Annotated in this window: 24 protein-coding genes; 14 read left to right on the forward strand and 10 right to left on the reverse strand. The window is 71.4% G+C overall.

All coding sequences use genetic code 11. From position 1 onward, the window contains the following. Positions 1–24 precede the first annotated feature (24 nt). From ABZ928_RS31170 to coaA, 3 genes are all read right to left on the reverse strand, one after another. Positions 25–240: a hypothetical protein gene (locus tag ABZ928_RS31170; RefSeq protein ID WP_361526156.1), complete on the reverse strand. Its 216-nt coding sequence runs from the start codon at positions 238–240 to the stop codon at positions 25–27. Between the two features lie 236 nt (positions 241–476). Further along, on the reverse strand, positions 477–1,415 hold the full coding sequence (locus ABZ928_RS31175; protein ID WP_361526158.1) for a DUF389 domain-containing protein: 939 nt from the start codon (positions 1,413–1,415) through the stop codon (positions 477–479). Positions 1,416–1,453: 38 nt separating this feature from the next. Next, positions 1,454–2,422 carry a type I pantothenate kinase gene (gene coaA, locus ABZ928_RS31180; protein ID WP_361526161.1) on the reverse strand — a complete coding sequence of 323 codons (969 nt, stop codon included), beginning with the start codon at positions 2,420–2,422 and terminating at the stop codon, positions 1,454–1,456. Positions 2,423–2,634: 212 nt separating this feature from the next. On the opposite strand from coaA, the gene glmS reads away from it, so the two are divergent. The 3 genes from glmS to ABZ928_RS31195 all read left to right on the forward strand — a co-directional run bounded on the left by glmS (position 2,635) and on the right by ABZ928_RS31195 (position 6,422). Beyond that, positions 2,635–4,482, forward strand: a complete 1,848-nt coding sequence (gene glmS, locus ABZ928_RS31185; RefSeq protein WP_361526164.1) for a glutamine--fructose-6-phosphate transaminase (isomerizing) — start codon at positions 2,635–2,637, stop codon at positions 4,480–4,482. A 34-nt stretch (positions 4,483–4,516) separates the two neighbouring features. Further along, positions 4,517–4,888, forward strand: a complete 372-nt coding sequence (locus ABZ928_RS31190) for a holo-ACP synthase (protein WP_361526166.1) — start codon at positions 4,517–4,519, stop codon at positions 4,886–4,888. Positions 4,889–4,952: 64 nt separating this feature from the next. Continuing rightward, a complete protein-coding gene (locus ABZ928_RS31195) occupies positions 4,953–6,422 on the forward strand; it encodes an NAD(P)H-hydrate dehydratase (RefSeq protein ID WP_361526169.1) in 1,470 nt (489 codons plus the stop codon). A 23-nt stretch (positions 6,423–6,445) separates the two neighbouring features. Here ABZ928_RS31195 and ABZ928_RS31200 read toward each other — a convergent pair whose 3' ends face one another. Together ABZ928_RS31200 and ABZ928_RS31205 are read right to left on the reverse strand one after the other, a co-directional pair. Next, positions 6,446–7,288, reverse strand: coding sequence for a DUF4097 family beta strand repeat-containing protein (locus ABZ928_RS31200; protein WP_361526172.1), 843 nt, complete (start codon positions 7,286–7,288; stop codon positions 6,446–6,448). A 28-nt stretch (positions 7,289–7,316) separates the two neighbouring features. Further along, positions 7,317–7,835 carry a hypothetical protein gene (locus ABZ928_RS31205; RefSeq protein ID WP_361526174.1) on the reverse strand — a complete coding sequence of 173 codons (519 nt, stop codon included), beginning with the start codon at positions 7,833–7,835 and terminating at the stop codon, positions 7,317–7,319. Positions 7,836–8,104: 269 nt separating this feature from the next. On the opposite strand from ABZ928_RS31205, the gene ABZ928_RS31210 reads away from it, so the two are divergent. The 4 genes from ABZ928_RS31210 (at position 8,105) to tsaE (ending at position 12,064) form a co-directional block, all read left to right on the forward strand. Then, positions 8,105–9,034, forward strand: a complete 930-nt coding sequence (locus ABZ928_RS31210; RefSeq protein ID WP_361526176.1) for a L,D-transpeptidase — start codon at positions 8,105–8,107, stop codon at positions 9,032–9,034. Between the two features lie 45 nt (positions 9,035–9,079). Further along, entirely contained in the window at positions 9,080–10,252 is a 1,173-nt protein-coding gene (gene alr / locus ABZ928_RS31215) for an alanine racemase (protein ID WP_361526179.1), read from the forward strand. 98 nt (positions 10,253–10,350) lie between these two features. Beyond that, positions 10,351–11,586 (forward strand): alpha/beta hydrolase, encoded by a 1,236-nt coding sequence (locus ABZ928_RS31220; protein ID WP_361526182.1) that lies wholly within the window; start codon positions 10,351–10,353, stop codon positions 11,584–11,586. Beyond that, positions 11,552–12,064: a tRNA (adenosine(37)-N6)-threonylcarbamoyltransferase complex ATPase subunit type 1 TsaE gene (gene tsaE / locus ABZ928_RS31225; protein ID WP_361526185.1), complete on the forward strand. Its 513-nt coding sequence runs from the start codon at positions 11,552–11,554 to the stop codon at positions 12,062–12,064. Before ABZ928_RS31220 ends, tsaE begins: the two co-directional genes overlap by 35 nt. A 297-nt stretch (positions 12,065–12,361) precedes the next feature. Here the strand turns inward: tsaE and ABZ928_RS31230 are convergent, their stop codons facing one another. Continuing rightward, positions 12,362–12,916 (reverse strand): hypothetical protein, encoded by a 555-nt coding sequence (locus ABZ928_RS31230; protein WP_361526188.1) that lies wholly within the window; start codon positions 12,914–12,916, stop codon positions 12,362–12,364. Between the two features lie 108 nt (positions 12,917–13,024). On the opposite strand from ABZ928_RS31230, the gene tsaB reads away from it, so the two are divergent. From tsaB to ABZ928_RS31250, 4 genes are read left to right on the forward strand one after another with little or no spacing between them, the layout of a single operon-like run. Beyond that, complete coding sequence (tsaB, locus tag ABZ928_RS31235; RefSeq protein WP_361526191.1) at positions 13,025–13,681, forward strand: tRNA (adenosine(37)-N6)-threonylcarbamoyltransferase complex dimerization subunit type 1 TsaB; 657 nt, start codon at positions 13,025–13,027, stop codon at positions 13,679–13,681. Positions 13,682–13,698: 17 nt separating this feature from the next. Further along, the gene (gene rimI, locus ABZ928_RS31240; protein WP_361526703.1) at positions 13,699–14,187 is read left to right on the forward strand and encodes a ribosomal protein S18-alanine N-acetyltransferase; all 489 of its coding nucleotides are present in this window, start codon (positions 13,699–13,701) and stop codon (positions 14,185–14,187) included. Beyond that, positions 14,180–15,265, forward strand: coding sequence for a tRNA (adenosine(37)-N6)-threonylcarbamoyltransferase complex transferase subunit TsaD (gene tsaD / locus ABZ928_RS31245; RefSeq protein WP_361526194.1), 1,086 nt, complete (start codon positions 14,180–14,182; stop codon positions 15,263–15,265). The genes rimI and tsaD overlap by 8 nt, the downstream gene beginning before the upstream one ends. Then, positions 15,262–15,516, forward strand: a complete 255-nt coding sequence (locus ABZ928_RS31250) for a hypothetical protein (RefSeq protein ID WP_361526197.1) — start codon at positions 15,262–15,264, stop codon at positions 15,514–15,516. The genes tsaD and ABZ928_RS31250 overlap by 4 nt, the downstream gene beginning before the upstream one ends. Before the next feature lie 47 nt (positions 15,517–15,563). Here the strand turns inward: ABZ928_RS31250 and ABZ928_RS31255 are convergent, their stop codons facing one another. From ABZ928_RS31255 to ABZ928_RS31270, 4 genes are all read right to left on the reverse strand, one after another. Then, the gene (locus tag ABZ928_RS31255; protein WP_361526200.1) at positions 15,564–16,580 is read right to left on the reverse strand and encodes a hypothetical protein; all 1,017 of its coding nucleotides are present in this window, start codon (positions 16,578–16,580) and stop codon (positions 15,564–15,566) included. Continuing rightward, a complete protein-coding gene (locus ABZ928_RS31260) occupies positions 16,577–18,103 on the reverse strand; it encodes a M48 family metallopeptidase (protein ID WP_361526203.1) in 1,527 nt (508 codons plus the stop codon). The genes ABZ928_RS31255 and ABZ928_RS31260 overlap by 4 nt, the downstream gene beginning before the upstream one ends. A gap of 76 nt (positions 18,104–18,179) precedes the next feature. Further along, complete coding sequence (locus ABZ928_RS31265; protein WP_361526206.1) at positions 18,180–18,710, reverse strand: hypothetical protein; 531 nt, start codon at positions 18,708–18,710, stop codon at positions 18,180–18,182. A gap of 26 nt (positions 18,711–18,736) precedes the next feature. Continuing rightward, a complete protein-coding gene (locus tag ABZ928_RS31270) occupies positions 18,737–21,040 on the reverse strand; it encodes a glycoside hydrolase family 3 N-terminal domain-containing protein (RefSeq protein ID WP_361526209.1) in 2,304 nt (767 codons plus the stop codon). Between the two features lie 166 nt (positions 21,041–21,206). Here ABZ928_RS31270 and ABZ928_RS31275 point away from each other — a divergent pair, with 166 nt between their 5' ends. From ABZ928_RS31275 to ABZ928_RS31285, 3 genes are all read left to right on the forward strand, one after another. Further along, positions 21,207–22,259 carry a LacI family DNA-binding transcriptional regulator gene (locus ABZ928_RS31275; protein ID WP_361526212.1) on the forward strand — a complete coding sequence of 351 codons (1,053 nt, stop codon included), beginning with the start codon at positions 21,207–21,209 and terminating at the stop codon, positions 22,257–22,259. A 131-nt stretch (positions 22,260–22,390) separates the two neighbouring features. Then, complete coding sequence (locus tag ABZ928_RS31280; RefSeq protein WP_361526215.1) at positions 22,391–23,734, forward strand: endo-1,4-beta-xylanase; 1,344 nt, start codon at positions 22,391–22,393, stop codon at positions 23,732–23,734. Between the two features lie 73 nt (positions 23,735–23,807). Then, on the forward strand, positions 23,808–24,857 hold the full coding sequence (locus ABZ928_RS31285; protein WP_361526218.1) for an LCP family protein: 1,050 nt from the start codon (positions 23,808–23,810) through the stop codon (positions 24,855–24,857). Positions 24,858–24,935 lie beyond the last annotated feature (78 nt).

Raw genomic sequence — 24,935 nt, forward strand, 5'->3', positions numbered from 1 at the left:
ACGTCGACCCTCCGCCCTCAGGCGTCACCAGCACTTATATGTTGCTTCCGCATTGTTATCGAATTCATAACGCACATCCTCGGACCCGAACGAAATGAACCTGATCTTCGTCGGGATCACAGAACCAGGATCACCGTACACAGGCGTCACCTGAACGACCTGATGGCCACCCGCTTTGATTGACTTGACCACGACGTCTTCGGCCATCTTGTACATGCGGTCATTCGCTGTCTGGTACATGGGGACAAAGTTCCTGGTGTCCTTGTTGGAGCCCCCGTGTAGGGGTCGGCTGAACGGCTGCATTCCAGCGGGCAATCGGTCAATGCCTCTGGCCTCGTTCGACCTGCCCCGGCGGTGGAACCCGGCGCCCACCCCGATGCGCCTGTGAGGATGTTGGGGTGCCGGTCTACCTCCGTCAGCTCTGGGAAGCGAAGGCTCCACCGACTCCGCTGGCGGGGTCTCGTGAAAGACAGAGGCTAAGGGGCATTGCCCCTGCGCCGCTGTGCGGCCCAGAGCCACTTCTGGAAGAGCAGGGTGAGGGTGCCCGCCAGGACGATGCCCAGGAGGTTCAGCAGCAGCTGGTTCGTGGAGCCGACCGTCTGCTTCGTGTCGCCGTAGGCCAGGGCCACCGCCGCGTTGGCCGCCGCCGGGACCGTCGTCACCGAGATGGCCACGCCCACCAGGGCGCCTGACTTTGCCGAGGTCAGGGAGAGGGTGCCCGCGATGCCGGCCAGGACCGCGACGACGAAGGAGAAGGCGTCGGGGGCGTAGACGAAGGCCGTGTTGGGGCGGTCGCCGTCGAGGTCGGACTGGTGGAAGAGGTCCACGGCGTCCATGAAGAGGCTGAAGCCCACCGTCAGCGCCATCGCCACCGCGAAGCCCACGATCAGGGCGATCAGCGAGCGGAGGGCCAGACGGGGGTGGCGTTGGACGATCGAGGTGCTGAAGGCGGCCAGCGGGCCGAACTCCGGTCCCACCGCCATGGCGCCCACGATCAGGATCGCGTTGTCGAGGACCACACCGCAGGCCGCGATCATCGTGGCGATCGTGAGGAAGGCGACGTAGGTGATGGAGAGCGTCGACTCCTCGTGGGTGGCGTCCGTGAGCTGCTCCCACAGGACCGCGTCCGCACCCTCGCCCGGGGCCTCGTCCTCGGCCTTGTCGGCTCGCTTGGACAGGGACAGGTCGATGTTCTCGACGGCGATGGAGCCGGTCTTGTCGAGGTCCAACGCGCGCAGTGCGCCGATGAGTTCGTCGCCGGCCTCGCGGGCGACGTCGCACATCACGACGTCGCCCGAGGGGTTGCGGGCGGCGCCCGGCAGGACGACCAGGTGGGTGGTGCCGACCGTCTTCTCGATCAGTCGGACCACGTCGTCGGTCCTGTCGGCCGGGGTGATCAGGCGCAGATGCAGCATGACGCCTTTTTAACAGGCGACGGGCCCGGTCCGGGACTTCACAGCTTGCGCAGGCGCAGGCGCTGGACCTTGTGGTCCGGGCCCTTGCGGACGACCAGGGTGGCCCGGCCGCGCGTGGGGGCGATGTTCTCGATCAGGTTGGGGCGGTTGATAGTGCGCCACTGGGTGCGGGCGTACTCCAGGGCCTCCTCCTCCGACACCTGCGTCCACTTGCGGAAGTAGGAGTCGGGGTTCTGGAAGGCCGTCTGGCGGAGCTTCTTGAAGCGGTTGAGGTACCAGCGCTCGACGTCCTCGGGGCTCGCGTCGATGTACACGCTGAAGTCGAAGTAGTCGGCGAGACCGACTCGCGTACGGCCGTCCTTGCCGGGGAGGGCGGGCTGGAGGACGTTCAGGCCCTCGACGATCAGGATGTCCGGGCGGCGCACGACGAGCTTCTCGTCCGGGACGATGTCGTAGATGAGGTGGGAGTAGACGGGGGCCGTGACCTCGTCCTTGCCCGCCTTGATGTCGGCGACGAAACGGGTCAGGGCCCGGCGGTCGTACGACTCCGGGAAACCCTTTCTCGACATCAGGCCGCGGGCCTGGAGTTCCTTGGTGGGCAGCAGGAAGCCGTCCGTCGTCACCCGCTCCACGCGCGGGTGTTCGGGCCAGCGGGAGAGCATGGCCTGGAGCAGACGCGCGACCGTGGACTTGCCGCCGGCGACCGAACCCGCGACCCCTATGACGAACGGGGTGCCGGACTGGGCGCCCTGCTCGCCGAGGAAGGTGTTCAGCGCGCTTCTGAGGCCGTCGGTGGCGCCGACGTAGAGGTTGAGGAGGCGGGAGAGCGGGAGGTAGATGTCCCGCACCTCGTCGAGGTCGATGACATCGCCCAGACCACGCAGTTTCTCGACCTCCTCGGCGGTGAGCGGCAGCGGCGTCTTGTCGCGCAGCGCGCTCCATTCGGCACGGGTGAGGTCGACGTAGGGAGTCGCCTCCGGCTTCTGCCGGTGGGCGCTCCGGGGCATCGAGGAGACCGGAGAGATCACAGTCCATTGTTAACGGAGTTTGAACGGGAGTGGGGGTGGGGTCCGTCACGCCTCCACCGCGACTCCGGGGGTGACTCCCGGAGTGGCTCCGGGGTGGAGGGTTCGTACGGCCGTGGGAAAATCCGATTTCGGGCACGCGGCGGGGGATTCTGGCGCTGTTTCGGCGGGGTTTCGCCTCTAGGCTGCGGCGCATGTGCGGAATCGTGGGTTACGTGGGGTCGCAGTCGGCGCTCGATGTCGTGATGGCCGGACTGAAGCGACTGGAGTACCGGGGGTACGACTCGGCAGGTGTGGCCGTGCTGGCGGACGGGGGGCTGGCGGCCGCCAAGAAGGCCGGCAAGCTCGTCAACCTGGAGAAGGAGCTCGTCGACCGGCCGCTGCCGGCGGGCGGGACGGGCATCGGGCACACGCGGTGGGCGACCCACGGCGGTCCGACGGACGCCAACGCCCACCCCCATCTCGACAACGCGGGCCGGGTGGCCGTCGTCCACAACGGGATCATCGAGAACTTCGCCGCGCTGCGGGGCGAGCTGGCCGAGCGCGGGCATGCGCTGTCCTCCGAGACGGACACGGAGGTCGTCGCGCATCTGCTGGCCGAGGAGTTCTCCGTGACGGCCGACCTCGCGGAGGCCATGCGGCTGGTGTGCCGACGTCTTGAGGGCGCGTTCACGCTGGTCGCGGTGCATGCGGACGAGCCGGACGTGGTGGTGGGGGCGCGGCGGAACTCGCCGCTCGTGGTGGGCGTAGGGGAGGGGGAGGCATTTCTCGCGTCGGATGTCGCCGCCTTCATCGCCCATACGCGGTCGGCGGTCGAGCTCGGGCAGGACCAGGTCGTCGAGCTGCGCCGGGACGGGGTGACGGTCACCGGGTTCGACGGGCGTCCGGCCGAGGTGCGGTCGTACCACGTGGACTGGGACGCGTCCGCCGCCGAGAAGGGCGGCTACGACTACTTCATGCTCAAGGAGATCGCCGAGCAGCCGAAGGCGGTCGCGGACACCTTGCTGGGGCGGATCGCCGCCGATGGTTCGCTGACCCTCGACGAGGTGCGGATCAGCGCCTCCGAGCTGCGGGAAGTGGACAAGGTGGTGATCGTCGCCTGCGGTACGGCCTTCCACGCCGGGCTCATCGCCAAGTACGCCATCGAGCACTGGACGCGCATCCCGTGCGAGGTGGAGCTGGCGAGCGAGTTCCGCTACCGGGACCCGATCCTGGGGGCGCGGTCGCTCGTGATCGCCATCTCGCAGTCCGGGGAGACCATGGACACCCTGATGGCGCTGCGGCATGCCCGGGAACAGGGCAGCAAGGTGCTCGCCATCTGCAATACGAACGGGTCGACGATTCCCCGTGAGTCGGACGCGGTGCTGTACACGCACGCCGGGCCCGAGGTGGCGGTCGCGTCGACGAAGGCGTTTCTGACGCAGCTGGTGGCCTGTTATCTCGTCGCGCTGTATCTGGGGCAGGTACGGGGCACCAAGTGGGGGGACGAGATCTCCGCCGTCATCCGGGATCTGTCGCAGATCTCCGGTGAGGTCGAGCAGGTGCTGGAGACGATGGAGCCGGTGCGGGCGCTGGCGCGGTCGCTGGCCTCCAAGAACACCGTGCTCTTCCTCGGACGGCATGTGGGGTATCCGGTGGCGCTCGAAGGGGCGTTGAAGCTCAAGGAGCTCGCCTACATGCATGCCGAGGGGTTCGCGGCGGGTGAGCTGAAGCACGGTCCGATCGCGCTCATCGAGGAGGACCTGCCGGTGGTCGTCGTCGTGCCGTCGCCTCGGGGGCGGTCGGTGCTGCACGACAAGATCGTGTCCAACATCCAGGAGATCAGGGCTCGGGGGGCGCGGACGATCGTGATCGCGGAGGAGGGGGACGATGCGGTGGTGCCGTATGCGGACCATTTGATTCGGATCCCTGCGACTCCGACCTTGCTTCAGCCGCTGGTGGCGACGGTGCCCTTGCAGGTGTTCGCCTGTGAGCTGGCCACCGCTCGGGGGAACGAGGTGGACCAGCCTCGGAACCTGGCCAAGTCGGTGACGGTGGAGTAGGGCGTCACCTGGGCGTCCTCGTAAGGTGCTGCGCATGAGCATCATCGGTGTCGGGATCGACGTGGCGGAGATCGAGCGGTTCGCGGCGTCGTTGGAGCGTACGCCCGGGATGGCGCAGCGGCTGTTTCTCGACAGTGAGTTGCTGCTGCCCAGCGGGGAGCGGCGCGGGATCGCCTCGCTCGCGGCCCGGTTCGCCGCCAAGGAGGCGTTGGCCAAGGCTCTTGGGGCGCCTGGTGGGCTCCAGTGGACCGATGCCGAGGTGTACGTCGAGGGGAGCGGGCAGCCGAGGCTGCGGGTCCGGGGGACGGTGGCGGCGAGGGCGGCGGTGCTGGGGGTGCGGGCCTGGCATGTGTCGCTCAGTCACGATGCGGGGGTGGCTTCGGCGGTGGTGATCGCCGAGGGGTGAGCCCCGCCTCTGCCGTCGTGGTTCGTCGTGCGTGGTTCCGTGCGTACGAGGGAGACTCGGAGCCATGCGTACTGCGTACAGCGTGGAGACGGTCAGGGCGGCCGAGCGGGAGCTCATGGCTCGGTTGCCGGAGGGAACGTTGATGCAGCGGGCGGCCGCCGGACTGGCCGCCGCCTGCGCGGACTTGCTGGGGCGGGTGTACGGCAGCCGGGTCGTACTGCTCGTGGGGAGCGGGGACAACGGGGGTGACGCCCTGTACGCCGGGGCTCGGCTGGCGCGGCGCGGGGCGGGGGTCACTGCTGTGCTGCTCGTGCCTGAGCGGGCTCATGCCGGGGGGCTTGCCGCGTTGCGGCGGGCGGGGGGCTCGGTGGTGGGGGTTGGCGGGGCGGGTAGCCAGGGTGGCGGTGACGGCGGCCGTGGTGTCGAGGGGGCGATTCTGCGGGCCGACCTTGTTCTTGACGGCATCGTCGGGATCGGTGGGAAAGGCGGGTTGCGGCCCGAGGCCGCCCGGCTCGCCTCCGTGGTCGCGCAGGCCCGGGCCGCTGTCGTCGCCGTCGATCTGCCCAGTGGCGTCGACGCCGATACGGGGGAGGTGCGCGGGAGTGCGATCCGGGCCGACCTCACCGTCACGTTCGGGGCGCACAAGCCGGGGTTGCTGATCGATCCGGCTCGGGAGTACGCCGGGTCCGTGCGGCTCGTCGACATCGGGCTGTCTCTGCCGGTCGAGGCCGAGGTGGAGGCGTTGCAGCACGCGGATGTGGCGGAGCTTTTGCCGGTGCCGGCGGCGGAGAGCGACAAGTACCGGCGGGGCGTGGTGGGGATCGCCGCCGGGTCCGCTCGGTATCCGGGGGCGGCTGTGCTGGCCGTGGCGGGGGCGTTGCGGGGTGGGGCCGGGGCGGTGCGGTACGTCGGGCCTGCCGGGGACGCCGTCATCGCTCGCTTTCCCGAGACGCTTGTGTCGGATCAGGGGCCGAAGCGGGCCGGGCGGGTGCAGGCGTGGGTCGTCGGGCCGGGGGCGGGGGACGACGCGGCGAGTGTGGCGGAGGTGCTGGACGCCGATGTGCCGGTGCTGGTCGATGCGGACGGGCTGCGGCTGGCGGAGGTTTCCGCGGTGCGGGGGCGGAGGGCGCCGACTCTGATGACTCCGCATGCGGGGGAGGCGGCGGCGTTGCTGGGGGTGGCGCGGGAGGCTGTCGAGGGGGCGCGGCTTGAGGCTGTGCGGGAGTTGGCGGGGCGGTATGGGGCGACGGTGTTGTTGAAGGGGTCCACGACGCTGGTCGCCGATTCCGGGGGCGGGGCGGTGCGGGTGAACTCCACGGGGACGTCTTGGCTGGCCACGGCGGGGAGTGGGGATGTGTTGTCGGGGCTGGGCGGGTCCTTGTTGGCGGCGGGGTTGTCTGCGGTGGATGCGGGGAGTGTGGCGGCGTATCTGCATGGGCTGGCGGGGCGCTTCGCGGCCCGGGGGGCGCCGGTGGGGGCGCAGGATGTGGCGGGGGCGGTGGGGAGGGCTTGGCGGGATGTGGGGGTGGGGTGAGGGGTGAGTGGCCGTGGGGGTGCTCAGGGCTTCGCGCGCCGGATGTCGATGTTGCCGTGGCGGGTGCGGGCGCGGATCTTTACCGTGTCGTCGGTCTGGGTGGGGCTGGAGGAGGCCGTGAGGGTGTTGCGGACCTGGCCCGAGGAGGAGTTGGCGTCCAGCCAGGCCGCCGTGCCCTCTCGGACGCCGATGGCGATGGCTCCGTAGGACGTCTCCAGCTGGACCGTGCCTCGGGCCACATCGTCCACTCGCAGCGTGCCGTGGGCCGTTGTCGCCGTCACGGAGTCCTCCGCGCGGCGGATTTCGATGTCGCCGTTGGCTCCCGAGACGCGGATCTCGCCGATCGCGGCGCCGACCGTCGTCGTGCCGTGGGAGTTCTTCAGTACCGCCGGGCCGTCCAGGTGGCCCACGCGGAGGCTGCCGGTGCTCGTCGCGATCTCCGCCGGGCCCTCGACCCGGTCCACCGTGATCGAGCCGTGCGATGCCGTCAGGTGCAGGGGGCCCGTCGTGTCGAAGCGGGTGTCGCCCGAGGACGTCTTCACCCTCACCTCGCCCAGGCGGCCCTCGCCCAGGACCTGCACCCAGGCGCCCGTCATGTCGATCCGGGAGCCCTCCGGGAGTTCCACCGTCACGTCCACCGTGCCCGTGCGGCCGAACAGGCCCGACTTGGGGGTGCGGACCGTCAGTACACCGCCCGCGAACGTCACCTGCGTCTGGTCGGCGGTCCGGACGTCCGCGTCCTTCTTCGGCTCACGCGGCCGCACCTCCACCACCGTCTCGCCGCGCTCGCTCGCGGTGAACTGGATGGAACCGGCCTCCACATGTGCGGTGACCGCGATGGCCGATGGGGTCTCGAAAGAAGGCATGGCCCTCCCGTCCTGGATCATTGAGTAACTAGCGGACCCAGCCCGTGAAGCTCTGCCCGAACGTCTGGGACTTCTCCGGCGGGCGGGGGCGCGTGCCGCCTTCCACCGCGGCCGAGACCGCTCGGACCAGCCACGCGTTCACCGACAGGCCCTCACGGCTCGCCGCCTCCTCCGCGCGTGCCTTGAGGTGGGCAGGCAGCCGGAGGTTGACCCTGGCCGTGCCGCCCTCGTCGCCCTCGGCCGGGGCCGCGGGCCTGAACGCCTCGACGGGTGCGGCCGGTTCCGTGTGGGCGCCGCCGTCGGTGGGCGGGAGGGTCACCACGAAGTCGGGGTCGAGACCGCGCAGCCGTACGTCGACCGAGCCGGGAGCGAGGTCACGGGTGATCTCGTCCATCGCGGCGGAGAGCACGTTCAGCATGGTCAGACGGGTCGCCGACTCCAGCGGAGCCGTCAGCCGCTCGGCCAGCTCGCGGGCATCTTCCCCGCCGGCCTCGGCGGCCACCGCGAGTTCACGGCGGAGAGTGTCGACATAGGGAGTGAGGTCCATGACGTCATGATGGCGGCGCCATGGCGCCATGTGCAAGCCGAGGTGGTGTCGTGTTGTCGGGTGGGTTTGCAGGAAGCTTTTCAGCTGCGGAAATGTAACGGGCTTGTGCTCTGGTGGGGTGGCTGCCGGCGTTTTCCCGGGTGTCGCCCGGCGGTGAGTGGTGCCACGTGGTGCCATCTCGCGCCCCCCTTGTGTCGTCGCTCCGCAAATAGGGTGACCCCTCCGCGCGGCACCCCCAGCGCCCCCACCGCCCGCGTTTCGCTGATCACATGATCAGCAGACGTATCGCTCGTATCCCTCGTATCCCTCGTATCGCCCTCGCCCATCGAAGCGCGGCCGTTCTCCTCGCCGCCGTCACCGTCCTTCCGGTGGTCACCGCCACAAGCGCCACCGCCGATCCCGCGCCCCCCGCCCCCGCCCCCGCCTCCGGGCCCGAGGCCGAACTCGTCCCCGGTGTCTATCAGCCCTGGCAGATCGACACCCCGGACCAGGTCCTGGCGCCGCAGGTCTACACGCCCAGCGCCAAGGAGGACGCCGTCGAGCCGGCCGAGGCCGCGCCCGGGACGTACGACCTCGTCGAGTACGTGCCGCTCGCCGATGCCGTCGCCCGGGTCTCGTGCACCAAGTCGGCCGGGCCCTTTCAGCGGCAGGTCGAGCGGTGGCTGAAGCGGAAGGTGGACGGGAAGCAGTCGAAGGCGGACTGCAAGGCGATCCGGGCCTTCCAGGTCAAGCAGAAGATCAAGCCGGCGATCGGGTTCGCCGGGCCTGTCACCTGGGCCCGGATGCAGTATCTGTCCGCCAAGAAGAATCCGAACGCCTCGAAGAAGTGTCCTGTGCGGTCGTACCGTGTCGCCTGCGTCGATCTCAATCGGCAGATCACCTGGGTGCAGAAGGGGGAGAAAGTCGTCTACGGGCCCGTGCCCATGCGGAGCGGGCGGGCCGGGTACCGGACCCGTACCGGGTGGTTCAAGGTCTACTGGAAGCACAAGAACCACGTCTCCACGCTGTACCACCAGCCCATGCCCTACGCGCAGTTCTTCAGCGGCGGCCAGGCCTTCCACGCCGTCTACGGCTCCATCTTCACCACCGTCGGCTCCATGGGCTGCGTCAATCTGCGGATCGGGGACGCCCGGAAACTGTGGGGTGTGCTGAAGAAGGGCGACCGGGTCTACGTCTGGGGGCGGCGGGCCGGAGCGTAGGCGTCCGGGGGGACTGTCCTACCCCTCTGAGAGACTGGGGGCGCCATGAGTGAGACACCTGCCCCGCGTACCACGCCCCTGCGTGCTCGCGCCGAGATCGATCTGGCCGCCCTGCGGGCCAACGTGCGGGCCCTGCGCGCCCTCGCGCCGGGCGCGGCCCTGATGGCCGTGGTCAAGTCCGACGCGTACGGCCACGGGGCGGTGCCGTGTGCCCGCGCGGCGGTCGAGGCGGGGGCGACCTGGCTGGGCACGGCGACTCCCGAGGAGGCCCTTGAGCTGCGGCGGCAAGGGCTCCGGGACGTCCGCGTCATGTGCTGGCTCTGGACGCCCGGCGGCCCCTGGCGCGAGGCCGTCGAGGCCGATGTCGATGTCTCCGTCAGCGGGATGTGGGCCCTGGAGGAGGCCGTGGCGGCCGCCCGGGCGGCCGGTGTCCCCGCGCGCGTGCAGCTCAAGGCCGACACCGGGCTCGGGCGCAACGGCTGCCAGCCCGGCGAGGACTGGAGCCGGCTCGTCGCCGAGGCCCTGCGCGCCGAGGCCGACGGTCTCATCCGTGTCACCGGGCTCTGGTCGCACTTCGCCTGCGCCGACGAACCCGGCCATCCCTCCATCGCCGCCCAGCTCACCCTCTTCCGGGAGATGGTCGCGTACGCCGAACAGGCCGGCGTCCGCCCCGAGGTGCGGCACATCGCCAACTCGCCCGCCACGCTGACCCTTCCCGAGGCGCACTTCGACCTCGTACGGACCGGGGTCGCCGTCTACGGCATCTCGCCGAGCCCCGAGATCGGCGGTCCCGCCGATTTCGGGCTGCGTCCGGTGATGACGCTGAGCGCGTCGGTGGCGCTGGTGAAGCGGGTGCCGGGCGGGCACGGCGTCAGCTACGGCCATCACTACGTCACCCCGGGCGAGACCACCCTCGGTCTGGTGCCCGTCGGCTACGCGGACGGCATCCCGCGGCACGCCTCCGGCACCGGGCCCGTCCTGGTCGGCGGCAAGTGGCGGACCGTCGCGGGGCGGATCGCCATGGACCAGTTCGTCGTCGACCTGGGCGGCGACGAGCCCGCGACCGGCTCGGAGGCGATCCTCTTCGGGCCCGGCGACCGCGGTGAGCCCACCGCCGAGGACTGGGCACAGGCGGCCGGGACCATCGCGTACGAAATCGTCACCCGGATCGGCAGCCGTGTTCCGCGCGTCTATGTGAACGAGGGACAAGCTGGGTAACCGCCCAGCAACGAGAGACACAGCCGCAAGCGGTATCAGTGAGCGACCAGTAGTCCGACAGTCCGGCAGTCCGGCAGTCCGGTGAAGAGGAGCGGTACGTGAGCGAGAGCAGTGCGGAGGCCGCGCTGGCCGTCGCCTCCGCCACGGGGGCGGCCGGGAACTGGCGCCGGGCGACGGGGATCGCGGGCGCCGCGATAGGCGTGGTCGCGGCGGGAGCGGCGGCCGGTGTCGCCATCGAGCGGATGACCGTCGGGCGCGGGATGCGGAAGAAGGCGCGGCTCGCGCTCGACTCCGCCGGGCCGTACGGCTCGCTGCGCGGCACGCCCGGCAAGGCGTACGCCGATGACGGCACGGAGTTGTACTACGAGGTCGACGACGTCGAGCCGGAGGGCGGGTCAGCGCCGCGCCGGCGCCGGCTGTTCGGGCGGAAGGCGCCGCTGCCCGTCACCGTCGTCTTCAGCCACGGGTACTGCCTCAACCAGGACTCCTGGCACTTCCAGCGGGCGGCGCTGCGAGGTGTCGTACGGACCGTGTACTGGGACCAGCGCAGCCACGGCCGGTCCGGGCGGGGCGAGCGGCAGGTGCGGGACGGGGTGCCGGTCGACATCGAGCAGCTGGGGCGCGACCTCAAGGCCGTCGTCGACGCCGCCGCGCCCGAGGGGCCGGTCGTGCTCGTCGGGCACTCCATGGGCGGGATGACCGTGATGGCGCTCGCCGACCAGTACCCCGAGCTGATCCGGGACCGGGTCGTGGCCACCGCCTTCGTCGGTACGTCGTCGGGGAAGCTCGGCGAGGTCAACTTCGGGCTGCCCGTCGCCGGGGTGAACGCGGTGCGGCGGATCCTGCCCGGGGTGCTGAAGGCGCTGGGGCAGCGGGCCGAGCTCGTGGAGAAGGGGCGGCAGGCGACCGCCGATCTGTTCGCCGGGATCATCAAGCGGTACTCGTTCGCGAGCCGGGACGTGGACCCGGCCGTGGCCCGGTTCGCCGAGCGGATGATCGAGGGGACGCCGATCGACGTGGTCGCCGAGTTCTATCCGGCGTTCACCGACCACGACAAGACCGAGGCGCTCGCCCACTTCAAGGACTTCCCGGTCCTGGTGCTGGCCGGGATCGGGGACCTCGTCACGCCGAGCGAGCACAGTGAGGCCATCGCCGGTCTGCTGCCGGACGCCGAGTTGGTGCTCGTGCCGGACGCCGGGCACCTCGTGATGCTGGAACACCCGGAAGTGGTCACCGACCGTCTCGCCGACCTCCTCACCCGCGCGGGTGCCGTGCCGGCAGGGGCTACCGTGGGTGGCTATGGAAGCACCAGCAGCACCGCACAGCCCGGTTGAGACCGAGCTGACCGTCACCTCCCCCGAGCAGATGCGTGAGCTGGGCCTGAAGCTGGCCAAACTGCTGCGCGCCGGGGATCTCGTGATGCTCAGCGGGGAGCTCGGCGCGGGCAAGACGACGCTGACCCGGGGGCTGGGGGAGGGGCTGGGCGTGCGGGGTGCCGTCACGTCACCGACCTTCGTCATCGCCCGGGTGCACCCGTCCCTCGGGGACGGTCCGCCGCTCGTCCACGTCGACGCGTACCGCCTGGGCGGCGGGCTCGACGAGATGGAGGACCTCGACCTCGATGTCTCGCTGCCCGACTCGGTGATCGTCGTGGAGTGGGGCGAGGGCAAGGTCGAGGAGCTCACCGACGACCGGCTCCAGGTCCAGATCCACCGGGCCGTCGGGGACACCACGGACGAGGTGCGGCACGTGACGCTCACCGGGCTCGGGGAGCGGTGGGCGGCGGTCGAGCTCGGGGTTCTCGCCGCTTGAGGATCGGTGGATGAATATTCCGACAAGACGTCGGCAAGTTATTGCATTTGCGGTCGTGCGCGTGGTCACATGGTATCCAGTTCGTAGTTAGGTCTACCTAACTACGCCCGCCCCCGGTGCTCAGGAGGCGTCCATGTCGGCCACGGAACGAGACGAGGCGGCGCCGCGCGCGGTGTCCGCGGTGCCCATGCGTGACCTGCTGGCGGCGTGTGCCGCGGCAAACGCGATCTCGACACCGCCACGTGTGCCCGACCGGGAGACGCTTCAGCCACGCGGGGCCGAGCAGCGTAAAGCCGCTTAGCGGATCACGATCACCTTCTGGCCGATCGTCGCGAAGTCCCACATCGCCTCGCCGTCCTTGCGGGACTCCCGGATGCCGCCCGTCTTCGTCGTGGGGTCGTTCTGCGGCAGGGAACCGGCCACGGCCGCGCTGAAGCCGATGGTCACGCCGTCGACGCTGGTGAAGCGGACGACGTGTTCGATGGGGGTGCCGTCGGTGCCGGTGACCGAGTTCGAGCGGGACGTGACGTAGTAGGAACCCGGGGTCGGGTCGACGGTGCCCGGGGTGACCTCGAAGGTTCGCTGGACCTTGTTGCCCGGCCCGACCAGCCAGACCCGGTCGTCGTCCACCGAGTACACGACCCGTTCACCCTTGCCGGAACCGGCGGGCAGCGCGCCGGGGTGCTTCGTGTCGCGCGGCGCCTTGGAGGCGGCCGCAGCGGCGTCGCTCGTCTTGTGCGAGGTGCCGAGCGAGGCCGGGACCGTCGCCGAGGCCTGGTAGGCGAGGACACCGACCGCGACGAGGGCCGCCGTGGTGAGTCCGGTCACGATCCCGGCGCTGGGGCTTGGCACGGTCGTCCACCTCGAAGTCGTACGGCGTGATCCTTCGCGACGTTAGCAGTCTGCGGGCGTCCGACCGGGGCGGCGATGTGCGCGGCGTGGGAGCCGTAGGCTGTTTGCGTGCTCTTGCTCGCTCTGGATACCGCCACCCCCGCCGTGACCGTCGCGCTGCACGACGGTACGGACGTCATCGCCTCGTCGAGCCAGGTGGACGCGCGCCGGCACGGCGAGCTGCTGCTGCCGGCCGTCGACCGTGTGCTCGCCGAGGCCGGGCTGAAGCTCGACGCCGTCACCGGCATCGTCGTCGGGATCGGACCCGGTCCTTACACCGGACTGCGTGTCGGGCTGATGACCGCCGACACCTTCGGGCTCGCCCTCGGCGTCCCCGTGCACGGCGTGTGCACGCTCGACGGGCTCGCCTACGCCGCCGACGTCGAGAAGGGCCCCTTCGTCGTGGCCACCGACGCCCGGCGCAAAGAGGTCTACTGGGCGCGGTACGCCGACTCCCGTACCCGGCTCACCGAGCCCGCCGTCGACCGGCCCGCCGATATCGCCGAGGTCGTGAAGGGGCTGCCTGCCGTCGGGGCCGGGGCTCTTCTCTATCCGGACACCTTTCCCGTCGCGCACGCGCCCGAGCATGTGTCCGCCGCCGCGCTCGCGTCTCTCGCCGCCGAGAGACTCGCCGCGGGCGAGGAACTCCCCGCCCCCAGACCGCTGTACCTGCGCCGCCCCGACGCCCAGGTGCCGAAGAACTACAAGGTGGTCACCCCCAAGTGACCGCCGTGCTGCGCGAGATGCGCTGGTGGGACATCGATCCCGTGCTGGAGCTGGAGAAGGACCTCTTCCCCGAGGACGCCTGGTCGCGGGGCATGTTCTGGTCCGAGCTGGCGCATGCGCGGGGGGCCACGGCGACCCGGCGCTATGTCGTCGCCGAGGAGGCCCTCGCTGAGGGAGGCGTGCGGCTCGTCGGGTACGCCGGGCTCGCCGCTTCCGGGGAGCTGGCGGACGTGCAGACCATCGCCGTCGCCCGCGACCACTGGGGCACCGGGCTCGGCGGGCTGCTGCTGACTGAGCTGCTGCGCGCGGCCACCGCCTTCGAGTGCGCCGAGGTGATGCTGGAGTGCCGGATCGACAACGTGCGGGCGCAGAAGCTGTACGAGCGCTACGGCTTCGAGGCGATCGGCTTCCGGCGCGGCTACTACCAGCCCGGCAATGTCGACGCCCTCGTCATGCGGCTGACAGACCCTTCAACCTCCGTACAAGGAACCGAGATCAATGGCTGACGAACCCCTCGTCCTCGGCATCGAGACTTCCTGCGACGAGACCGGCGTCGGCATCGTCCGCGGCACCACCCTGCTCGCGGACGCCATCGCCTCCAGCGTCGACGAGCACGCCCGCTTCGGCGGGGTCGTGCCCGAGGTCGCCTCGCGGGCGCATCTGGAGGCGATGGTGCCGACCATCGATCGCGCGCTGAAGGAGGCGGGGGTGAGCGCGAGGGACCTCGACGGCATCGCGGTCACCGCCGGTCCGGGGCTGGCCGGGGCGCTGCTGGTCGGCGTATCCGCCGCGAAGGCGTACGCGTACGCGCTGGGCAAGCCGCTGTACGGGGTCAACCACCTCGCCTCCCACATCTGCGTCGACCAGCTGGAGCACGGCAGCCTTCCCGAGCCGACGATGGCCCTGCTGGTGAGCGGGGGGCACTCGTCGCTGCTGCTGTCCACCGACATCACCACGGACGTACGGCCGCTCGGCGCGACCATCGACGACGCGGCCGGCGAGGCCTTCGACAAGATCGCCCGGGTGCTCAACCTCGGCTTCCCGGGCGGTCCGGTCATCGACCGGTACGCGAAGGAGGGCGACCCGAACGCGATCGCCTTCCCGCGCGGGCTCACCGGGCCGCGCGACCCGGCGTACGACTTCTCCTTCTCCGGACTGAAGACCTCCGTGGCCCGCTGGATCGAGGCCAAGCGGGCGGCCGGTGAGGAGGTGCCGGTGCGGGACGTGTCGGCGTCCTTCCAGGAGGCGGTCGTGGACGTGCTGACGCGGAAGGCCGTGCGGGCCTGCAAGGACGAGGGCGTCGACCACCTCATGATCGGCGGCGGGGTCGCCGCCAACTCGCGGCTGCGGGCGCTCGCCCAGGAGCGGTGCGAGGCCGCCGGGATCCGGCTGCGGGTGCCGCGGCCGAAGCTGTGCACGGACAACGGGGCGATGGTGGCCGCGCTGGGCGCGGAGATGGTCGCACGGAACCGGCCCGCCTCCAGCTGGGACCTGTCGGCGGACTCCTCGCTCCCGGTGACGGATCCGCATGTCCCCGGCCACGACCATGTGCACGAGGTCAGCAAGGAGAACCTGTACTCGTGACGGTCGCGTTGATGTGGGAGGCGCGGGCCGTCGAGGGACGGGGCGCGGAACTGCTCGCCTGGGCGCGGGAGCAGGGGCTTCCCGCCGCGCCGCTGCGGCGGGAGACCTTTCGGGCGCCTGAGGACCGGGTGCTCGTCATCACGTGGTGGGACGCGGAACTTGACGCCGAGCTGCCCGAACTTCCCGAGCCCGAGGGTGAGTTGGTGAGCCGGGCCGTGCATCGGTGGCGGTTCGAGTCGGTGGAGGGCTAGCGGGGGCTCAGTCCCACCAGAAGTACCAGCGCCACTGCCAAACGGGGTCACGGCTGGGGAGCCGACAGGGCCCACGCCGAGGTCAGCAGGGTCGAGAAGGCCAGGGCGCAGGCCACCACGGAGGTCAGGGTGCCGCCCGTGTTGAGGAAGGCCGCGAGGGTGCCCAGGAGTGCGCCGGTCGCCGTGAAGGGGAGGGCGGGGCGCCACCAGGAGTGGGCGGGGCGTACGACGGTGCCGGCCGGGATGACGAAGGCGTCGCGGAGGTCGCCGCGGACCGTCGAGGGGGCTTCGAGGGGCGTGTGGGAGGGTGCGGCGCGGCGCAGGCGGCCCAGCGGGACTAGCCGGGTGCCGTCCGGCAGGACGATCACCGCGCGGCGGTGGCCGTGGACGGTGACCGGGACGCGGTCGGGGAGGTCGTCGAGCGCGGGGTGCCACATGACTCGCTGCCAGCGTGAGCCCCCGGCCGCCTCGCCGTCGATGTCCAGGACGAGCCATGTCGTCGGCAGGCCCTGCCCGAGGGGTCCCGCCCTGCGCTCCCCGATGCGTACCAGGGCCGTCGCCGGACGGCCCGGCCGGTGGGCCGCCACGCGGAAGCGCAGGCCGCGGAGGACCCAGGCGGCGCAGAGGGCGGCCGCGACGAACCCTCCGAACGCGGTGGCGTCGAGGAGGTCCTCGTCCTCGTCCTCGGACGCGTCCTCGTCGGGGAGGTCGCGCCAGTCCATGGGCCGGCCGTGCGGGTTCTCCTCGGTCGGGTCGTAGGCCACGAGGAAGAGGGTCTTGCGGGGGTAGGCGGCCGAGCCCTGGTCGGGGAAGCGTTCCGTGTGGGTGCGGCCCGCCTTGTCCTCCCACCGTACGAGGACATCGTCGCCGTCGGTTCCGACGCCGCGCTCGACGATCTCGCCGAACGTGGTCGCGGTGTGCTCCCGGGCGTGCTCGTGGGCGTACACGTGCCCGCCCAGCCAGGCGGCGAACAGGGCGTATCCGACGAGGGTCACGGCAAGCCCGAACAGGGCCGTGCGGAGGGGGCGTTGGCGGTCGCCCACCGGGCTGGTGGTACGGCTCATGCGGTCACCTCCGCCGCGAGCAGCGCCCGTACGGGGGCCGTGTCGCCGTTCTCCACGGCCGCCGTCAGCAGTTCGCTGAGGTCGACGACCCTGCCCTCGGGCGAGGCCAGCACGCTGGTGCGCCAGCGGCTCGGGTGGGTCCAGCCGGCGTCGCCGAGCACCGGGGCGAGGGCCAGGATCATCGCCCCGGTCAGGACGGTCCGGGCGAACGCCGTTCGTACGGAGGCGGGTTGGTGGCGTACGCCGGGTTCGATACGGCGGGCCAGGCGGGGCCAGCTGCCGTCGCTGACGGCGTCCAGGGCGGCGGTCAGGGCCTGGGCGGGGGAGTCCTGACGGGTCGCCTGCTGGAGGGGGAACGGGCCCTTGTCGTCGAGGAGTTGGCGGAGACGGTCGGGTGGGAGGGCCAGGAGGGGGATCGGGCGCGGGGTGGCCGCCTTGGCCCTGTTCTTGGTGCCCCGGGCTCCGCGGGCGCGGCGGGGCTTCGCCTGCTCGGCCAGTTGGCCGACGCACCAGCGCTCCAGGGCCGGGCCCGTGCGCAGGGGCAGGGGCTCGTCGCCGTACGTCGTGACGGCGTCGGCGGTCGGGAGGGCGGCCAGGCGGCGGGCGAGCGGGGGGTGGTCGGCCGTGGCGTAGGGGTCGAGGGCGTCGTGTTCCGCGATGGCGCGGACCGTGCTGCGGACGACGTGCGGGTCGTGGAGGGCGGTGTCCAGGGCGTCGTAGAAGTCCTGCGGGTAGGTGCCGCCGTCGTGCCGGCCGAGGGCGTGCCACCAGTGCAGGCCGAGGCCCTCGTACAGCGCGTCGAGCCGGATCGAGCGTTCCAGCGCCGCGGCCGTCGTCGCCGTACCGACGAGGCGGGCCGCGTCGGCGTCGGAGTCGGTCTCCGTGCGCCAGACCCGGGGCTGGGTGGCGCGCAGGAGCGGGGTGGCCAGGGGGGCCAACGGGCGGAAGCGGGGCCTCAGTTCGGCCGTGAGGGCGCTGCGGGCCAGGAGCAGCCAGGACGTGCGGCGGTGGCCGACGTGCTGTTCGTGCGCGAGTTCGTGGGCGACGACCGCCGCGAGCTGGTCGGCGGTCAGGGTGCGCAGTACGGGGAGGCCGAGGACCAGGACGTAGGCGCGGATGCCGGAGACCGTGGAGCGGCTCAGGGAGGCCTGTACGTCCGGGACGACCCGGACGAGGAGCGGGGCCCGGAAGCCGAGGCGCTCGGCGACGTCCTGGACCAGGGCCGCCAGTTCCGGCTCGTCCCGGGGGCGGATCGCCTGGCCGGGCAGGCGTCTGCGGGCCACTACGGCGCCGAGGATGCTCAGCAGCGTCAGGGTGAGGGGCAGGAGGGCCGCCGTCGGGTTGTCCGCCTTCGCCAGGACGATCGGCAGGGCCACGCCGGAGGCGAGCGGTATCAGCGCGGCGAGGGCGAGCATGGCGGCGATGAGGGGCCACTCGCGGAGCGCGGAGGGTGTCTCTTCGCCGGCCGTGGCGGGTGGCTGTTCGTCGGCCGTGGAGGGTCTGCCGGATATGCCCTGGTCCATCGTGTGCCCCCGTCGCGCTCTGGTGCGTCGGCGGATTGTGCCACAGGGGGCAGACGCTTGGGGTGGCGCTCGGGGGCTACGCCGGCGTCGTCCCCGCGGGTGCCCCCGCGCCGTTGCGGCTCGGCACGCCCACGGAGTACGCCAGCTTCCACGGCGCGTCCGAGTCCGCGCCCCGCCACAGCACCCGTCCGTTGCGCCGCTCCCAGTCCACCGCCAGCCAGATCTGCCCCAGCCAGGCCAAGGCCGGCCAGAGGGGGAGGAGGGCGATCCAGGGGGCCCAGGCGATGGCGAGGACGAGGGTGGGGACCGTCATCACCGTGAAGAGCCACCAGTTGAGGGGGTGGCGGCGCAGGCCGATGCTCTTCGCCGGGGCCTCCGGCAGCGGGATCGCCGCCTCGAAGTCCCGTATCTCGCCGACCCACTTGAGCCGGGTCGCCCCGAGCAGCGTGCACACCACCGCGAAGGCCACCAGGCCCAGCGCGAACCGGCCCACCCCGTACGCCGTCATCGGCGCCCCGTGTACGCCGCTCGTCGCCGCCAGGCTGACGGCGAGAGCGGCCAGCGCGGTGTACACGGAACGCAGTTCGTGGTGGACGTATCTGTCCATGGTGACCCTCCCCCAGGCGCGGAGGGTCAGGCCGGTCCCGACACCTCCGTCTCGCAGCGCAGCACGCGGTCCGCCCCCACCACCCGTACCGGGCCCGTGAGTTCCAGCCGGGCCGTATGGCGTACGTCCGTGCTGGAGGCCGCCAGCCGCAGTTCCAGGATGCCCGGTTCGACGACCCGCCGGAGTGAACGATCTGTGAAGGACGACAGGTCGGTGTGGAAGCGGAAGGTCACCCGGGACTCCTCTCCCGGCGCCAGTTCCACGCGCTGGTAGCCGATCAGCCGGACGTCCGGACGGGTCACCGACGCCACCGGGTCGTGCAGATACAGCTGGACGACCTCGGCGCCCGCGCGCTCGCCCGTGTTGCGGACGGTCACCGTCATGTCGTACGAGCCGTCCGTGCCGATCCTTGTGTCGGCGGCCTCGGACTCCCATGCGAACGTCGTGTACGACCTCCCGTGCCCGAACGCGTACAGCGGGGTCGGATCCAGGTTGCTGACCTCGCCCGCGAGGCCCAGCGGGGGCTGGAGGTAGGTCCACGGCTGGCCGCCCGGCAGCTGCGGGACGCTCACCGGGAGCCGGCCGGACGGGTTGACGCGGCCGGACAGGACGCCCGCCACCGCCGGGCCGCCCTCCTCGCCCGGGAAGAACGCCTGTACGGCGGCGGCCAGTCGGCCCTGCCAGCGGCCGAGTGCGTACGGGCGGCCTGTCAGCAGGACCAGGACGACCGGGACGCCCGTGGCGACCAGCGTGTCCAGCAACTCCGCCTGGACGCCCGGCAGCCGGAGGTCCGTCGCGTCGCAGCCCTCGCCGGACGTGCCGCGGCCGAACAGGCCCGCCCGGTCGCCCAGTACCGCCACGCACACATCCGCCTCGGAGGTCCGGGCCACCGCCTCCTCGAAGCCGGAGGTGTCGGGGGCGGAGGTGTCGCAGCCCTCGGCGAACGTGACCTTGGCGTCGGGGAGTTCGGCGCGCAGCGCCTCCAGGACGGTCGGGATGCCGATGCCCATCGGGATGTCGGGGTGCTCGGTGAGGACGTGGGACGGGAAGGAGTAGCAGCCGAGCATCGCCAGCGCGTCCGCAGCCCTCGGGCCCACCACCGCGATCCTGGTGTCGGGGGAGAGCGGGAGGATGCCGTCGGGATTGTCGAGGAGGACCACCGACTCCTCGGCCAGGCGGCGGGCCAGCACGCGGTTCGCCGTCGAGTCGAGGTCGATGCGGGCGGGCGGCTCGGGGTTCCAGTCCTCGTCGAGCAGGCCCAGCTCGCACTTCTGGAGCAGGACCCGGCGGGCCGCGCGGTCGATCAGGTCCTCCGGCACCTCGCCCGCCTCTACGGCCTCCAGGAGCGGCTTGCCGAAGCACTCCACGGTGGGCAGTTCGACGTCGAGGCCCGCCGTGAGGGCCGCGTGGGCCGCCTCCGCCTTGGTGCCGGCGACGCGGTGCTGGGACTGGAGGAAGCGGACGCCGAAGTAGTCGGCGACCACCGTGCCGGTGAACCCCCAGTCCTCGCGCAGGAGCCGGGTCAGCAGGCCAGGGTCCGCCGAGGCCGGCACGCCGTCCGTCTCGTTGTACGCGGCCATCACCGAGCGCGCCCCGCCCTCGCGCAGCGCCAGCTCGAACGGCGGCAGGGTCACATCGGCGAGCTCCCGGACGCCCGCGCGCACCGGTGCCTGGTTGCGGGCGCCCGCCGAGGAGGCGTACCCGGCGAAGTGCTTGAGCGTGGCGACGATCCCGGCCGACTCCAGGCCCCGCACATAGGCGGCGCCGACCGTGCCGACCAGGTACGGGTCCTCGCCGATGGTCTCCTCGACCCGGCCCCAGCGGGGATCGCGGACCACGTCCAGGACCGGGGCGAGGCCCTGGTGGACGCCGACCGTGCGCAGGTCACGGCCGATGTTCCGGGCCATCTCCTCCACCAGCGACGGGTCGAAGCTCGCGCCCCAGGCGAGCGGGACCGGATAGGCGGTGGCCTGCCAGGCCGTGAAGCCCGCCAGACACTCCTCGTGGGCGAGGGCCGGGATGCCGAAGCGGCCCGCCGCCGCGATACGGCGCTGGGCGCGGGCCAGTGCCCGCGCGCCCAGCGCCGGGTCCACGGGGGCGGTGCCGAAAGGGCGGGTGAGCTGGCCGAGGCCCTGGGTGATCAGCTCGTCCCAGTCGTAGTCGGCGGTCATCTCGCGTTGCAGCGGGGCGACGCCGTTGCCGTCCGTGCTGGCGCCGACCCACACGCCGTACAGCTGGGCGGTTTTCTCCGCGAGGGTCATCCGGGAGAGGAGGTCGTCGACGCGGGCGGCGGCGGGCAGGGCGGGGTCACGCCAGGGGGCGGTGGTCATGAAACTCCTGTCAGGGTGAGGGCCCTCACGAATGTCCCTAACTCGAATGTCCCTAACGAAAAACGAAGGTCGCAGCGAATGTTTCGATATGCATGCCGAATGTTTTGGGAACCTAGGCGGGTGAGAAGGGTTCGTCAAGAGGTCGTGCAGGGATACGATCGCCGCCATGACACCCCCGGAGCCCGCTGAAACCAGGACGGCAGGGCGGTCCACGCAGACCGCGACGCTTGCCGAGATCGCCCGAGAGGCCGGCGTCTCGGCGCCGACTGTTTCGAAGGTGCTGAACGGCCGCGCCGATGTCGCCCCGGCCACCCGCACCCGCGTGGAGGAACTGCTGCGCGCCCACGGCTACCGGCGCCGCCGGGCCGAGGCGAGCCGCTCGCCCCTGATCGACCTGGTCTTCCACGAACTGGAGAGCGCCTGGGCGATGGAGGTCATCCGGGGCGTGGAGAACGTCGCCCGGGACGCCGGGCTGAGCGTCGTCCTGAGCGAGAGCGCGGGGCGGCTCACGCCCGGGCGGACCTGGGCCGACCAGGTCGCCGCGCGGCGGCCGCACGGGGTGATCCTCGTGCTGTCGGGGCTCGACGAGTCCCAGCGGGCGCTGCTCACCAGCCGCTCGATCCCCTTCGTCGTCATGGACCCGGCCGGCGACCCCGGCGCCGACGTGCCCTCCATCGGCGCGACCAACTGGCAGGGCGGACTCGCTGCCACCCGGCACCTCGTCGACCTCGGCCACACCCGCATCGGCGCGATCAGCGGGCCCTCGCGCATGATGTGCAGCCGCGCCCGGATCGACGGCTACCGGGCGGCCCTGGAGACCGCCGGGCTGCCGGTCGACCCCGAGCTCATCAGGCACGGCGACTTCCATCACGAGGCCGGCTACCGGCAGGGGCTCGAACTGCTGCGCCGCCCGGACCGGCCGACCGCCGTGTTCGCCGGGAACGACATCCAGGCGCTCGGGCTGTACGAGGCGGCGCGCGAGCTGGGGCTGCGGATCCCGGAGGACCTGAGCGTCGTCGGCTTCGACGATCTGCCGGTCGCGCCCTGGGTCGGGCCGCCGCTGACGACCGTACGGCAGCCGCTGACCGAGATGGCCGAGGCGGCGGCCAAGCTGGTGCTCGACCTGGCCCGCGAGGACGGGGCCGGGACGGCGACCCGGGTGGAACTGGCGACGAGCCTGGTGGTGCGCAGCAGCACGGGGGCGCCTCCTGCGGCTTAGCTGTGAAGCGGCTTAGCTGTGAAGCGGCTTAGCTGTGAAGAGGTGTTGCTGTATTGACGGGTGTTCCGTGCCGCCCCACACTGCCCCGAAGCCAATCGGTTGCACGACCGAAACTTTCGGAGGCACCCGCAATGAGATCTCTGAGAACCGGCTTATCCCTGGCGACGCTCGTCACCAGCCTCGCGATGCTGTTCACGGCGCCCGCGGCGCAGGCCGCCGACACCCCGCTCCGCGACCTCGCCACCGCCAAGGGCAAGGTCATGGGCACGGCGGTCACCGGCTCCAAGCTGACCGGGACCTACGGCGACATCGCCGGGGCCCAGTTCAACTCGCTGACGCCCGGCAATGCCATGAAGTGGGGCTCGGTCGAGCCGACAAGGGGCAGTTTCAACTGGACGGAGGCCGACCAGATCGTGGCCTTCGCCGAGGCGCACGGTCAGCAGGTGCGCGGCCACACCCTGGTCTGGCACAGCCAGAACCCGGGCTGGCTGACGAACGGCACCTGGACCCCGGCCCAGCTGAGCACGCTGCTCAACGACCACATCGCGACGGAGGTCGGCCGCTACAAGGGCCGGCTGGCCGCCTGGGACGTGGTCAACGAGCCGTTCAACGAGGACGGCACCTACCGCTCGACCCTCTGGTACAACGGCCTCGGCTCCGGCTACATCGCGCAGGCCCTGACCGCCGCCCGCGCCGCCGACCCGGCCGCCAAGCTGTACATCAACGACTACAACGTCGAGGGCGTCAACGCGAAGTCCACCGCCCTGTACAACCTGGTCAAGTCCCTGAAGGAACAAGGCGTTCCGATCGACGGGGTCGGTCTCCAGGCCCACCTCATCCTCGGCCAGGTCCCCTCCACCCTCCAGCAGAACATCCAGCGCTTCGCCGACCTCGGCGTCGACGTGGCGATCACCGAGCTGGACATCCGGATGGCACTGCCTGCCGACAGCGCCAAGCTCGCCCAGCAGAAGGCCGACTACAAGGCGGTGACGGCGGCCTGCGTGGCCGTGACCCGCTGTGTGAACCTCACCGTCTGGGGCTTCACCGACTCCGACTCCTGGGTCGACAGCACCTTCCCGGGGTACGGGGCGGCGACGCCGTACGACGCGAACTACGCGCCGAAACCGGCGTACTACGGGATCGCGGAGGCGCTCGGCGGGACGAGCACACCGCCGCCGACCGGGGCGTGCTCGGCGGCGTACGGCGTGCAGAGCCAGTGGAACACCGGGTTCACCGGGAACGTGACGATCTCCTGCTCGGGTGCCTCGCTGTCGTCCTGGAAGGTGACCTGGACGTACGGCGCCGGGCAGCAGATCACGCAGGCGTGGAACGCCACGTGCACCCAGTCCGGCGCGGCGGTCAGCTGTGGCAACGCCTCCTACAACGGGACCGTCGCGGACGGCGGCTCGGTGAGCTTCGGGCTCAACGCGTCGTGGAGCGGGAGCAACCCGGTGCCGACCGTGACGCTGGGCTGAGAAACGTTAGATTTTCCGAAGAAAGGCGGCCTGGACGCGCTCCTCGTAATAATTCGGACTTACGTTCCTCTCCGTGAACGGAGACGACGAAGGCAGAAGAGCGGGCCGGCGGTCACGTGTGCTGAAGGCCGCCGGCCTCACTCTCGCGGGCGTACTGGTGGCGGGCGCCGCGGCGGGCGGCTGGGTGTACTGGCACCTCAACGACAACATCAAGAGCGTCGACATCAACAGCGCGCTCGGCGACGACCGCCCGGCGAAGCCGGTGACGACGCCCTCCCCGTCCGCGTCCGCGTCGGCCTCCCCCTCGCCCCTGCCCTCCGAGGCCCTGAACATCCTCGTCCTCGGCTCCGACTCACGCAGCGGCAAGGAGAACCAGGCGCTGGGCGGCGGCAGCAGCACGGGCGCCCGGTCCGACACGGCGATGGTCGTGCACATCGACGCGGGACGCACCGAGGCGACGGTCGTCAGCATCCCGCGCGACACGCTCGTCACGCGTCCGTCCTGCCCCCTGGAGGACGGGGGATCGACGGCGGTGGCGTACAACGCGATGTTCAACAGCGCCTACTCGGTGGGCGGCCCGGTCTGCGCGGTGAAGACCGTCGAGTCGATCACGGACGTCCGCATGGACCACTACATCGAGATCGACTTCTCGGGCTTCGCGAAGCTCGTGAACGCGCTGGGCGGCGTCACGGTCACCACCGACGAGGACATCGACGATTCCAGCAGCCACCTGAAGCTGAAGGCCGGCACCCACCACCTGAACGGCAAGCAGGCCCTCGCGCTCGCCCGCACCCGGCACGGCATAGGCGACGGCAGCGACCTCGGCCGGATAGGCCTCCAGCAGAAGCTGGTGAAGGCCCTGCTGGAGCAGATCGCCGCGACCGACCTCCTCACCAGCCCCACCAAGCTCTACAAGGTCGCCGACGCGATCACCGGCAGCCTCACCACCGACACCGGCCTCGACTCGCTCGGCGAGCTGACGACCCTCGGCCAGAGCCTGAAGGGGCTGTCGTCCGACCAGGTCAAGACGGTGATGATGCCCGTGGTGACGGCCCCCTCGGACGCCAACCGGGTGGTGGCGAACGAGCCCGAGGCGAGCGAGCTGTGGGAGTCGTTGCGCTGAGCGCTACAACTTTCGGGAGTCCCAGGGTGTCTGTTGCGGTGACCGCGCTGCCGTAATGGTTGCCGTAATGAGGGGGTT

The sequence above is a fragment of the Streptomyces sp. NPDC046909 genome (assembly GCF_040644695.1).
Classification (GTDB): Bacteria; Actinomycetota; Actinomycetes; order Streptomycetales; family Streptomycetaceae; genus Streptomyces.

Coding starts and splice junctions, on each gene's coding strand:
- ABZ928_RS31170 (WP_361526156.1), bottom strand. CDS start 240: ATGTACCAGACAGCGAATGACCGCATGTACAAGATGGCCGAAGACGTC.
- ABZ928_RS31175 (WP_361526158.1), bottom strand. CDS start 1,415: ATGCTGCATCTGCGCCTGATCACCCCGGCCGACAGGACCGACGACGTG.
- coaA (WP_361526161.1), bottom strand. CDS start 2,422: ATGCCCCGGAGCGCCCACCGGCAGAAGCCGGAGGCGACTCCCTACGTC.
- glmS (WP_361526164.1), top strand. CDS start 2,635: ATGTGCGGAATCGTGGGTTACGTGGGGTCGCAGTCGGCGCTCGATGTC.
- ABZ928_RS31190 (WP_361526166.1), top strand. CDS start 4,517: ATGAGCATCATCGGTGTCGGGATCGACGTGGCGGAGATCGAGCGGTTC.
- ABZ928_RS31195 (WP_361526169.1), top strand. CDS start 4,953: ATGCGTACTGCGTACAGCGTGGAGACGGTCAGGGCGGCCGAGCGGGAG.
- ABZ928_RS31200 (WP_361526172.1), bottom strand. CDS start 7,288: ATGCCTTCTTTCGAGACCCCATCGGCCATCGCGGTCACCGCACATGTG.
- ABZ928_RS31205 (WP_361526174.1), bottom strand. CDS start 7,835: ATGGACCTCACTCCCTATGTCGACACTCTCCGCCGTGAACTCGCGGTG.
- ABZ928_RS31210 (WP_361526176.1), top strand. CDS start 8,105: ATGATCAGCAGACGTATCGCTCGTATCCCTCGTATCCCTCGTATCGCC.
- alr (WP_361526179.1), top strand. CDS start 9,080: ATGAGTGAGACACCTGCCCCGCGTACCACGCCCCTGCGTGCTCGCGCC.
- tsaE (WP_361526185.1), top strand. CDS start 11,552: ATGGAAGCACCAGCAGCACCGCACAGCCCGGTTGAGACCGAGCTGACC.
- rimI (WP_361526703.1), top strand. CDS start 13,699: ATGCGCTGGTGGGACATCGATCCCGTGCTGGAGCTGGAGAAGGACCTC.
- tsaD (WP_361526194.1), top strand. CDS start 14,180: ATGGCTGACGAACCCCTCGTCCTCGGCATCGAGACTTCCTGCGACGAG.
- ABZ928_RS31255 (WP_361526200.1), bottom strand. CDS start 16,580: ATGAGCCGTACCACCAGCCCGGTGGGCGACCGCCAACGCCCCCTCCGC.
- ABZ928_RS31260 (WP_361526203.1), bottom strand. CDS start 18,103: ATGGACCAGGGCATATCCGGCAGACCCTCCACGGCCGACGAACAGCCA.
- ABZ928_RS31265 (WP_361526206.1), bottom strand. CDS start 18,710: ATGGACAGATACGTCCACCACGAACTGCGTTCCGTGTACACCGCGCTG.
- ABZ928_RS31270 (WP_361526209.1), bottom strand. CDS start 21,040: ATGACCACCGCCCCCTGGCGTGACCCCGCCCTGCCCGCCGCCGCCCGC.
- ABZ928_RS31275 (WP_361526212.1), top strand. CDS start 21,207: ATGACACCCCCGGAGCCCGCTGAAACCAGGACGGCAGGGCGGTCCACG.
- ABZ928_RS31280 (WP_361526215.1), top strand. CDS start 22,391: ATGAGATCTCTGAGAACCGGCTTATCCCTGGCGACGCTCGTCACCAGC.